This window comes from Pseudonocardia sp. (assembly GCF_050246655.1).
In the GTDB taxonomy this organism is placed as follows: Bacteria; Actinomycetota; Actinomycetes; order Mycobacteriales; family Pseudonocardiaceae; genus Pseudonocardia.
This window is the reverse complement of sequence record NZ_JBFWVQ010000159.1, coordinates 1-10,017: the sequence shown is the minus strand read 5'-3', so window position 1 is coordinate 10,017 and position 10,017 is coordinate 1. Positions and strand designations below refer to the sequence as shown.

General features: G+C 74.5%; 6 protein-coding genes. 3 read left to right on the top strand and 3 right to left on the bottom strand.

Annotated elements, in window-relative coordinates; translation table 11 throughout:
* Positions 1-3,758: HAMP domain-containing protein (locus AB7J25_RS28375; protein WP_428514041.1), on the bottom strand; the 3,758-nt coding region annotated here is incomplete at its 3' end.
* A gap of 222 nt (positions 3,759-3,980) precedes the next feature.
* Here AB7J25_RS28375 and AB7J25_RS28370 point away from each other — a divergent pair.
* Positions 3,981-6,017: a SpoIIE family protein phosphatase gene (locus tag AB7J25_RS28370; protein WP_428514039.1), complete on the top strand. Its 2,037-nt coding sequence runs from the start codon at positions 3,981-3,983 to the stop codon at positions 6,015-6,017.
* A 10-nt stretch (positions 6,018-6,027) separates the two neighbouring features.
* Here the strand turns inward: AB7J25_RS28370 and AB7J25_RS28365 are convergent, their stop codons facing one another.
* Positions 6,028-7,134, bottom strand: a complete 1,107-nt coding sequence (locus AB7J25_RS28365; protein WP_428514037.1) for a diacylglycerol/lipid kinase family protein — start codon at positions 7,132-7,134, stop codon at positions 6,028-6,030.
* Between the two features lie 75 nt (positions 7,135-7,209).
* Between AB7J25_RS28365 and AB7J25_RS28360 the strand changes: the two genes are divergently transcribed.
* Positions 7,210-7,782 carry a GNAT family N-acetyltransferase gene (locus tag AB7J25_RS28360; protein WP_428514035.1) on the top strand — a complete coding sequence of 191 codons (573 nt, stop codon included), beginning with the start codon at positions 7,210-7,212 and terminating at the stop codon, positions 7,780-7,782.
* Between the two features lie 67 nt (positions 7,783-7,849).
* Positions 7,850-8,743: a sigma-70 family RNA polymerase sigma factor gene (locus AB7J25_RS28355; RefSeq protein WP_428514033.1), complete on the top strand. Its 894-nt coding sequence runs from the start codon at positions 7,850-7,852 to the stop codon at positions 8,741-8,743.
* Here AB7J25_RS28355 and AB7J25_RS28350 read toward each other — a convergent pair.
* Complete coding sequence (locus AB7J25_RS28350; protein ID WP_428514031.1) at positions 8,727-9,332, bottom strand: carboxymuconolactone decarboxylase family protein; 606 nt, start codon at positions 9,330-9,332, stop codon at positions 8,727-8,729. The genes AB7J25_RS28355 and AB7J25_RS28350 overlap by 17 nt on opposite strands.
* Positions 9,333-10,017: the final 685 nt, after the last annotated feature.

Here is a 10,017-nt window from a genome sequence, read left to right as displayed (position 1 = left end):
AGGTCGCGACCCTGCGGGAGCGACCGGATGATCCGGGTCGTCTCGTTGCCGTCCATGTCCGGCATCATCGCGTCCATCAGCACGATGTCGACCTCCGGTCGCTGCGTGAGCAGCCGGATCCCCTCGGCGCCGTTGTCGGCGTAGAGCACCGTGAGCCCGTGCAGCTCCAGTGCGCTGGTGAGCGCGAAGACGTTGCGCACGTCGTCGTCCACGATGAGGACGGTGACGCCGGCGAGCTCCGGACCGGCACCCCGCTCCCCCGGGCGGGTCGTGCCGGGGCGCAGGATCGGGCCGCCCGGGCTCTGCCGGTCCGGCGGCGGCACCGGAACGGTGGGCAGCGCCGCGACGGCCGGGCGGCGGGCGACCATGGTGACGGCGGGCAGCTCGTCGGGCAGGTACAGCGTGAACTCCGAGCCCTGACCCAGCTGCGACGACACGGCGATCGAGCCGCCCAGCATCCGCGCCAGCTCGCGGCTGATCGAGAGCCCCAGGCCGGTGCCGCCGTACTTGCGGCTCGTGGTGCCGTCCGCCTGCTGGAACGCCTCGAAGATCATCCCGAACTTCTCGTCGGCGATCCCGATGCCGGTGTCACGCACGATGAAGGCCACCACCGTGCGCGCCGCGTCGAGCGCAGGCACTCCGAAGAGCGATCCCGGCGCCGCCGCCTCCATCCGCAGCGTGACCTCGCCGGATCCGGTGAACTTCAGCGCGTTGGAGAGCAGGTTGCGCAGGATCTGGGCGAGGCGCTGGCCGTCGGTCGTGATCGTCTCGGGCAGGCCGTCCCCCGCCTCGACCCGGAACTCCAGGCCCTTCTCCTCGGCCTGCGGGCCGAACGCCTGCTCGACGTCGAGCCGCACGTGCGCGAGGTCGACCGGCCCGGGATCGACGTCCACCCGCCCGGACTCGATCTTGGAGAGGTCGAGGATGTCGTCGATGAGCCGCAGCAGGTCCGATCCGGCGCCGTGGATGGTCTGGGCGAACTCGATCTGCTTGGGGGTGAGGTTCTCCTCCTGGTTGTCCGCGAGCAGCCGGGAGAGCAGTAGCAGCGAGTTCAGCGGCGTGCGCAGCTCGTGGCTCATGTTGGCCAGGAACTCCGACTTGTACTGGCTCGCCGCGGCGAGCTGCTGCGCCTTCTCCTCGACGCCGCGGCGGGCAGCGTCGATCTCCATGTTCTTGATCTCGATGTTGCGGTTCTGCTCGGAGAGCTGGGCCGCCTTCTCCTCCAGCTCGGCGTTGGTGCGCTGCAGCTCGGCGGACTGGTCCTGCAGCTCCATCGCGAGCCGCTGGGACTGGACCAGCAGCTGCTCGGTGCGGCGGTTGGCCTGGATCGTCGCGATGGCCACGCCGATCATGGCGGCGAGGCGGTCCAGGAAGGTCAGGTGCAGCTCGGAGAAGCGCGCGAGCGTGCCCAGCTCGACGATGCCGAGGGTCTCGCCCTCGAACACCACGGGCAGCACGACGACCGCGCGGGACCCAGCCCTCCCGGCACCAGAGCGCACCGGGAGGTAGCCGTGCGGCACCTCCTCGACCAGGATCCGGGTCTTCGTGGCGGCGGCCTGCCCGACGAGGCCCTCGCCGGAGCGGAACACGAGCGGCGAGCCGCCGGCGCTCAGCGCGTAGCCGCCGTTCTGCACCCAGCGCCGCGCGGCGGCGTCCACGGGGTCGATGGGGTCGATGGAGTCGCGGCCGTCCCGGCCGTCCCGGGTGTCCAGGGCAACGCCGTCGTCGCCGAAGTCGGCCAGGAAGAACGCACCGACCTGGGCGTTCACCAGCGGCGCCACCTCGTCCATGATCATCTGACCGACCGTGCCGAGGTCGCGCTGCCCCTGGAGCAACCCGCTCACCCGGGCGAGGTTCGAGTCCAGCCAACCCTGCGCGGTGTTGGCGGTCGTCGTCTCCCGCAGGGTGAGGATCATCGTGTTGATGTTGTCCTTGAGCTCGGCGACCTCGCCGCGGGCGTCGACCCGAACCTGCTGGGAGAGGTCGCCGCTCGCCACCGCGGTGGACACGGCCGCGATCGCGCGCAGCTGCGTGGTGAGGGTGAGCGCCAGCTCGTTGACGTTCTCGGTGAGCGCCCGCCAGGTGCCCGACACGTCGCGCACCTGTGCCTGGCCGCCCAGCTTGCCCTCGGTGCCGACCTCGCGGGCCACGCGGGTGACCTCGTCGGCGAAGCTCGACAGCTGGTCCACCATCGTGTTCACCGTCTGCTTGAGCTCCAGGATCTCGCCCCGGGCGTCCACGGTGATCTTCTGCGACAGGTCGCCCCGGGCCACCGCCGTCGTCACCTGGGCGATGTTGCGCACCTGCCCGGTGAGGTTCTCCGCGAGCTGGTTGACGTTCTCCGTGAGGTCGCGCCAGGTGCCCGCCACGCCCTTGACCTCGGCCTGCCCGCCCAGCTTGCCCTCGATGCCGACCTCGCTCGCCACGCGGGTGACCTCGTCGGCGAAGCTCGACAGCTGGTCCACCATCGTGTTGACGGTGTTCTTGAGCTCCAGGATCTCCCCGCGGGCCTCTACGGAGATCTTCTGGGAGAGATCCCCGCGGGCGACAGCCGTCGTCACCTGGGCGATGTTGCGCACCTGCGAGGTCAGGTTCGAGGCCATGTAGTTGACGTTGTCGGTGAGGTCGCGCCAGGTGCCCGCCACGCCCTTGACCTCGGCCTGCCCACCCAGCTTGCCCTCGGTGCCGACCTCGCGGGCCACGCGGGTGACCTCGTCGGCGAAGCTCGACAGCTGGTCCACCATCGTGTTGACGGTGTTCTTGAGCTCGAGGATCTCCCCGCGCGCGTCGACCGCGATCTTCTGCGACAGGTCCCCGCTCGCCACCGCCGTCGAGACCTGGGCGATCCCGCGCACCTGGTCGGTGAGGTTGGCCGCCATCAGGTTCACCGCGTCGGTGAGGTTCTTCCAGGTGCCCGCGACGTTCGGCACCGCCGCCTGGCCACCCAGCCGCCCGTCCGTGCCGACCTCACGGGCCACCCGGGTGACCTCGTCGGCGAACAGGCGCAGTGTGTCCGTCAGCGAGTTGATCGTGTCCGCGAGCTCGGCCACCTCCCCGCGCGCGTCCACGGTGATCTTGCGCGACAGGTCCCCGCGCGCGATCGCCGTGGCCGCCGACGAGATCGACCGCACCTGGTTCGTGAGGTTGGACGCCATCGTGTTCACCGCGTCCGTGAGCGCCCGCCACGTGCCGGCGACGCCGCGCACGTCCGCCTGGCCGCCCAGCTCGCCCTCGGTGCCCACCTCGCGGGCCACGCGCGTGACCTCGTCGGCGAAGCTCGACAGCTGGTCCACCATCGTGTTCACCGTGCGGCCGATCCGGCGGAACTCGCCGCGCAGCGGCCTGCCCTCGATCTCCAGCTCCATGTGCTGGGAGAGGTCGCCGTCCGCCACGGCCTCGATCACGCGTGCGATCTCCGCCGTCGGCGCGGCGAGGCTGTCGATCAGCGCGTTCACCGCCCGGACGCCGCTGGCCCAGGCGCCGTCGTAGGCCTCCTCGTCCAGGCGGTCCGAGGTTCGCCCCTCCCTCCCGACGACGCGGCTGATCCGCAGCAGGTCGCGGTTGCGCCGCTCCGCCGTCGCGACGACGGCGTTGAACTCCTCGACGAGGCGTCCCGCCTGACCCTCCCGGCGAGGAAGGCGCACGTCGAAGTGGCCGCCGCGGACCTGGTGCAGCGCGTCGGCGAGCTCGGAGAGCAGCGCGCAGTCCGCGCACCCGACGTCCGCCGCCTCCACGCGCACAGGACCGGTTGTGGTCATGAGCGGGTCTCCTCACGAAGCCGAGTCGTCGCCCGGTCGTGCCGATGTCGTGCCGATGTCGTGCTGGTGTCGAGCCGCATCGACAGGCCGGGCCGGGACGGTGTGGCCAGGACTTGACCAGGTCCGACCCTAGAGCACCCCGGATCGGCCCGTACCGCCGAGCGGTTCCGGACGGGCGGACCGGCCCAGCGCCGTCGACCGTGACGGGGCAGACTGCACCACGTGCCCGTCCAGCTCGAACGGCGGATCGTGCTGCCGCCCGACACCAGGTCCCCGGGCCGGGCCCGCCGCATGATCACGGACGCCCTCACGGATGCCGGGGCCGAGGATCTGGTCGACACCGCCGTGCTGCTGGCCAGCGAGCTGTGCGAGAACGCCGTCCTGCACGCAGGCACCGAGTTCGAGGTCCAGCTGGCCGCCGGCCCGGACAGGGTCGTGGTGACGATCAGCGACCGTGGTCCGGGCCCGCTGGAGCTGCACCTCGCACAGCCGCGCCGCCGCTACGGGCGCGCCGCCTCCCACGGGCGCGGCCTGCTGCTCGTCGAGCGGCTGGCGTCCACCTGGGGCACCTGCCACGAGGCGGACGGCACCCACCGCGTCTGGTTCGCGCTCACCCGCGGGCAGGCCCCGGCGACCGTCCGCCCGCCCGAGCCGCCCTCACCCGCCCGCATCCGGTCGCTCGCCGAGCGGACCCGCTGGCTCCTGCACGTCCCCGCGGCGCTCGCGGAACGGCTGGAGTCCGACGAGCTCGTCACCGAGCTGGTCCGGCGACTGCGCGACGTCCTCGACGCCGAGCACGTCGTCGTCGAGGTCGACGACGGCGACGGGCTCCGGGAGGTCGCGCACGCGGGGGCTGCGTCCCCATCGGGGTCGGCGCGGCCTGCCGTCGAGATCCGGCTGCCCACCACCGCGGCCCTGCGCGGACGGCTGCAGATCACCGGGGCTCCGGCGGGTGTCGCGAGCGGCGAGGAGCGCGACCTCGTCGAGCTGGTCGCCCACCGCATCGCGACGGCCGTCGAGTCGCGGTGGCTGCGCGCCGTGGACCAGCACCGACGCGGCTGGCTCACCTACCTCGCCGACACCAGCGAGCTGCTGGGCCAGACCCTCGACGTCGATCTCGCCGTCGCCGTCGTCCCGCAGGTCGTCGTGCCCCGCCTCGGGCTGTGGTGCGCCGTGCACCTGCTCGACGGCGGCGGGCGGCTGCGCCTGGCCGCCCTCACCCACGCCGACGAGAACGAGATCGCGGAGCTGCGCACCGCCCTGGACCCGTCCGCGCCCGGGGACCTGCAGTCCCGGCTGCGCGAGCTGCTCGGCGCCACCCCGATGGCCGGCGGCGGCCCACCCGTGCGCTACACCGTCCCCACCGACGGCGTCGCCGTGGCCCTGCGCGCCCGCGGCACCACGCTCGGCACCCTGAGCGTCGGCAGGCCCGCGGACCGGCCGCACAGCCCCGAGGACGTCGTCCTCATCGGCGACATCGCGCGCCGTGCCGGTCTCGCCATCCACAACGCCCAGAGCACCGCCGCGCACGTCGCCGTCTCCCAGGCGCTGCAGCAGGCGCTGCTGCCCCGTGCGCTGCCCGTCGTCCCCGGCGTCGACTTCGCCGCCGACTACATCACCGCGAGCGCGGGCGGCGACGTCGGCGGCGACTTCTACGACGTCCTCACCATCGATCCCGCCCGCTGGCTCGTGTCCACCGGTGACGTCTGCGGCAAGGGCCCGCGCGCGGCCGCCCGCACCGGCCAGGTGCGTGACGTGCTGCGCGTCCTCGCCCGGGAGGGCAACTCCCTGCCCCGCACGATGGAGCTGCTCAACGACGTGATGATGGAGGCGGGCGACCCGCTGCAGTTCTCCACGCTCGCCGCCGCGATGGTCGCGCGGTCACGCCCGGGCCGGCCGCCCGGTCTCACCGTCGACCTCGTGCTCGCCGGGCACCTGCAGCCCGTCCTCGTCCGCGCCGGGGGGACGGCCGAGCTCGTCGGCTCCTACGGCACCGCGCTCGGCCTGGTGGAGCGCGTGCACGTCGAGCGCACCCGCCACCGCCTCGATCCCGGTGACGCCCTGCTCCTCTACACCGACGGCGTCACCGAACGCCGCCGCGGGAAGGAGCAGTTCGGCTCCGACCGCCTCCTCGACGCCGCCCGCGCCGCGGCCGGGGGCAGCGCCAGCCAGCTCGTCGCGGCCGTCCGCACGGCCGTCGAGGGCTTCTCGTCGGCACCGCACGACGACATCGCGCTGCTCGCGGTGCGCGCCGAGTAGCGCCGAATAGCTAGGCCGGGCCCGTGTCCGGCGGCAGGTCCGCCGGCACGTCCGGCACCCGCACCACCAGCGCGCCCTGCGACACCCGGACCGCCAGCTCGGTGGCCTCGCCGATCGGGTCGCCGTCGATCTGCGACGGCTGCGGCGCGTCGGCCGCCACCACGATCGAGCGGGCCTGCCAGTGCTCGATGCGGGGATGGCCGCGGCGGCGCCGCGTGAGGACCCGCACGAGCACCGCGGCCCAGCCCGCGATGCCCTTGGGGGCGATGCTGACGACGTCCAGCAGCCCGTCGTCCACCGACGCGGCGGGCATCAGCACCAGCCCGCCGAGCAGGGTGCCGGAGTTGCCGATCAGCACCGTGCGGGTGCGGCGGCGAAAGGGCGGCGCCTCGTCCAGGGTGAGCGTGACGCGGGTGCGCCGCCCGCGCATCGCCCGCAGCCCAGAGATCACGTAGGCCAGCGGCCCGACGCGCACCTTCAGCGCCTCTGGGGTGGCCTCCATGATCGTCGCGTCGAACCCGGTGCCGGCCATGACGAGGAAGGCGCGCTCCTGCTCGGCGCCGTCCACCCGGACCCAGCCGACGTCGACCTTACGATCGTCCCCGGTGAGCGCCGTGCGCACCGCCGGGACCAGGTCCATCGGGGTGGCCAGCGTGCGGGCCAGCAGGTTGCCGGTGCCGGTGGGCAGGAGCGCCATGGCCACCCCCGTGCCCGCGAGCGCCTCGGCGACCGAGCGGACGGTGCCGTCCCCGCCGCAGGCCATGACGACGTCGGCGCCGCACTCGAGCGCCGCCCGCGCCTGCCCCGTCCCCGGGTCCTCCGCGGAGGTCTCCCACCACAGCGGCTCGCGCCAGCCCAGTTCCGTGCAGACGCGGGTGACCTTCTCCCGGACCCCGTCGCCGATCCGCAACGGGTGGGCGACGACGGCGGGCAGCGGCCGGTCCTCCGGCTCGGCGTCCAGCACCGTGGGCAACGGCAGGCGCGCGCGGCGCACCCGGTGCACCAGCAGCAGCGCGACCACGACGACGAGGACGGCGAGGATGACGACGGCCGCGACCGTCACCACCGGCGGGACGTCGAGCACGACCCCGGTGCCGCTCGTCGCACTCGCGCTCACGGGCAGACCATAGACACCCCACCCGGGCGCCGCACCGGCGCCCTGACCGGCCAGTATGGCTCAGTGGATCATCCAGTGGAGCACCCGACGCACGGCCCGGCGGAGCGTGCTCCGGCCGAGCTGGTCACCGGCCCTCGCGTGACGCTGCGCCGCAGGCGGCCGGGCGACTCGGCGGCCGTGCACCGCGCGGTCGTCGACGCGCTGCCGCACCTCGTCCCCTGGATGCCCTGGGCGGTCGCGGGCTACGACCTCGCGACGGCCCGCGCCCAGGGCGAGCGCGCCGAACGGGCCTGGGCCGATCACACCGCGTTCGCCTACGTCCTGGAGAGCGGCGGGGAGCTCGCCGGCATGCTCGAGCTGCGCCACCAGCCCGGCGGCATCATGGAGCTGGGCTATTGGCTGCACCCCGCCCACACCGGGCGGGGCCTGGTCACCGAGGCCGCGGGGCTGCTCGTCGAGCAGGCGTTCACCCTGCCGGGGGTCGCTGCCGTCGAGATCTGGCACGACGCCGCGAACACCGCGAGCGCCGGGGTGCCGCGCAGGCTCGGCTTCACCGAGGTCGCGCGGCACACGCCGCCGCGCGAGCCGCTCTCCCCCGGCGAGATCGGCGTGGACGTCGTGTGGCGGCTCACCCGTCCGCGTCCCTGATCGGGCGTCACACCGGCGCCACCGGTCCCGTCCCGGGGGCAGGATGGGACCCGGCTGGGAGGAACACGTGAACGACATCGGCACCACGGGGCTCGCACTGGCCTTCGAGGACAATCGCACGCACCTGCTCGCAGTGGCCTACCGCCTGACCGGCAGCTGGGCCGACGCCGAGGACGCGGTGCAGGAGGCCTGGTTGCGGCTGCACCGCGCGGGCGAACGCGCCGGCATCCGCGACCTGCGCGCCTGGCTGACCGTCGCCGTCGGGCGGCTGTGCCTGGACCGGCTGCGCTCCGCGCCGGTCCGCCGCGAGCGCCACGTCGGGCCGTGGCTGCCCGAGCCGGTCGTCACCGACCTCGACGACGGCGACGGCCCGGCGGCCGCGGTGGTGCGCGACGAGGGGGTGCGGATGGCGGCGCTCGTCGTCCTGGAGCGGCTCACCCCCGACCAGCGCGTCGCGTTCGTCCTGCACGACGCGTTCGACGTGCCGTTCGCCGAGATCGCCGGGCTGCTCGGGTGCTCACCGGCCGCGGCCCGCCAGCACGCCTCGCGTGCCCGCCGGATCGTGGCGGACGCCGACCCGCCACCGCGGGCCGCGCTCGCCGACCAGCAGAAGATCCTCGCCGAGTTCGCGGCCGCCATCGCGGGCGGCGACCTGGAGGCGGTCGTGCGCCTCCTGCACCCCGACGCCGTCCTGATCGGCGACGGCGGCGGCGTGGAGTCCACCGCACGCCGCCCGATCGTCGGCCCCGACCGCATCGCCCGCTTCCTGCTCGGCCTGCAGCGCAAGTACGGCGACACCGCGGGCGACGGGCGGCCGGTCCTGGTCAACGGCGATCTCGGCCTCGTCGTGCCGGCCACGGCCGCGACAGCGCGCCGGGTGGTGACGCTGAGCGTCCGCGACGGGCTCGTCGCCGCCGTCTACGACGTGGTCGATCCCGGGAAGCTCACCCGCGTGCCGTGACGCCCGCGCCGATGGCCGCGTCGGCCGGGACCGGGATCCGGCAGGCGTCGCCGGAGGTGAAGCCCTGGTCGGTGATGCCGAGGGCGTGGTTGAACCGGGCCCGGTGGTTCTCCAGCGCGATCACGGAGGTGAGCTCGACGAGGCCGCGGTGACCCAGCTCGGCGTCGAGAGCCGCCACCATCTCGTCGGTGACCGTCATCGGCTGTGCGGTCGCCGCGTCGGCGTAGGCGAGGGCGCGCCGCTCCAGGTCGGTGAACAGCGGCGAGGTCGGGTAGGCGTCCAGCTCGCGGAGCCGCTCCACGTCGAGGCCGGCGTGACGCATCAGCATCGTGCCGAAGTCGACGCACCACGAGCAGCCGACCGTCGTCGCGACGCGGTAGGTGACGAGGTCGCGCAGGCTCTCGGGCAGGTGGCGCAGGGCGCGTTCGGCCGCCAGCTCGGCCACGATGCTCGCCGCGGCGGCGCCGGGGTGGTGCATCAGCACCGTCAGCGGCTCGGGCACGGCGCCGAACCGGCGCCGCGCGTAGCGGTAGGCGAGGCGGCCGAGCAGGCCGGCCGACCGGGTCGGTACTCCGGGGACACGGGGCACGGGAACCTCCGAGAGCACGGGCCCGCCGGATGCGGGCCACTCTCCCCCAGGACGGGGCGGCGGGGCGGAAGGTGACACGCCCGGGGCGGTTCGATCCCGGCCGACGGGGCACCTCTGGGAGGTGGGTGGGCGAGCCCTGCGAGGTGGGCGTCCAACCCCTGCGAGGCGGGTGCCGAGCCCTGCGAGGCGGGTGCCGAGCCCTGCGAGGCGGGCGCGGCCGGGCGGCGCAGACCCCCGACACCCCTCGCAGACGCTGCAGCCCCTGCGAACCGCACCCAAGCCCTGCGAAGCCGGCACCCAACCCCTGCGAGGCGGGCGCCGAGCCCTGCGAGGCGGGCGCCGAGCCCTGCGAGGCGGGCGCCGAGCCCTGCGAGGCGGGGCGCGGCCGGGCGGCGCAGACCCCCGACACCCCTCGCAGGCCCTGCAGGCCCTGCGAAGCACACCCAAGCCCTGCGAGGCGGGCGCCGAGCCCTTCGAGGCGGGTGCCGAGCCCTGGGAGGCGGGTGCCGAGCCCTGCGAGGCGGGGCGCGGCCGGGCGGCGCAGACCCCCGACACCCCTCGCAGACGCTGCAGCCCCTGCGAAGCGCACCCGACCCCTGCGAGGCGGGGCGCGGCCGGGCGGCGCAGACCCCCGACACCCCTCGCAAACGCTGCAGCCCCTGCGAACCGCACCCAACCCCTGCGA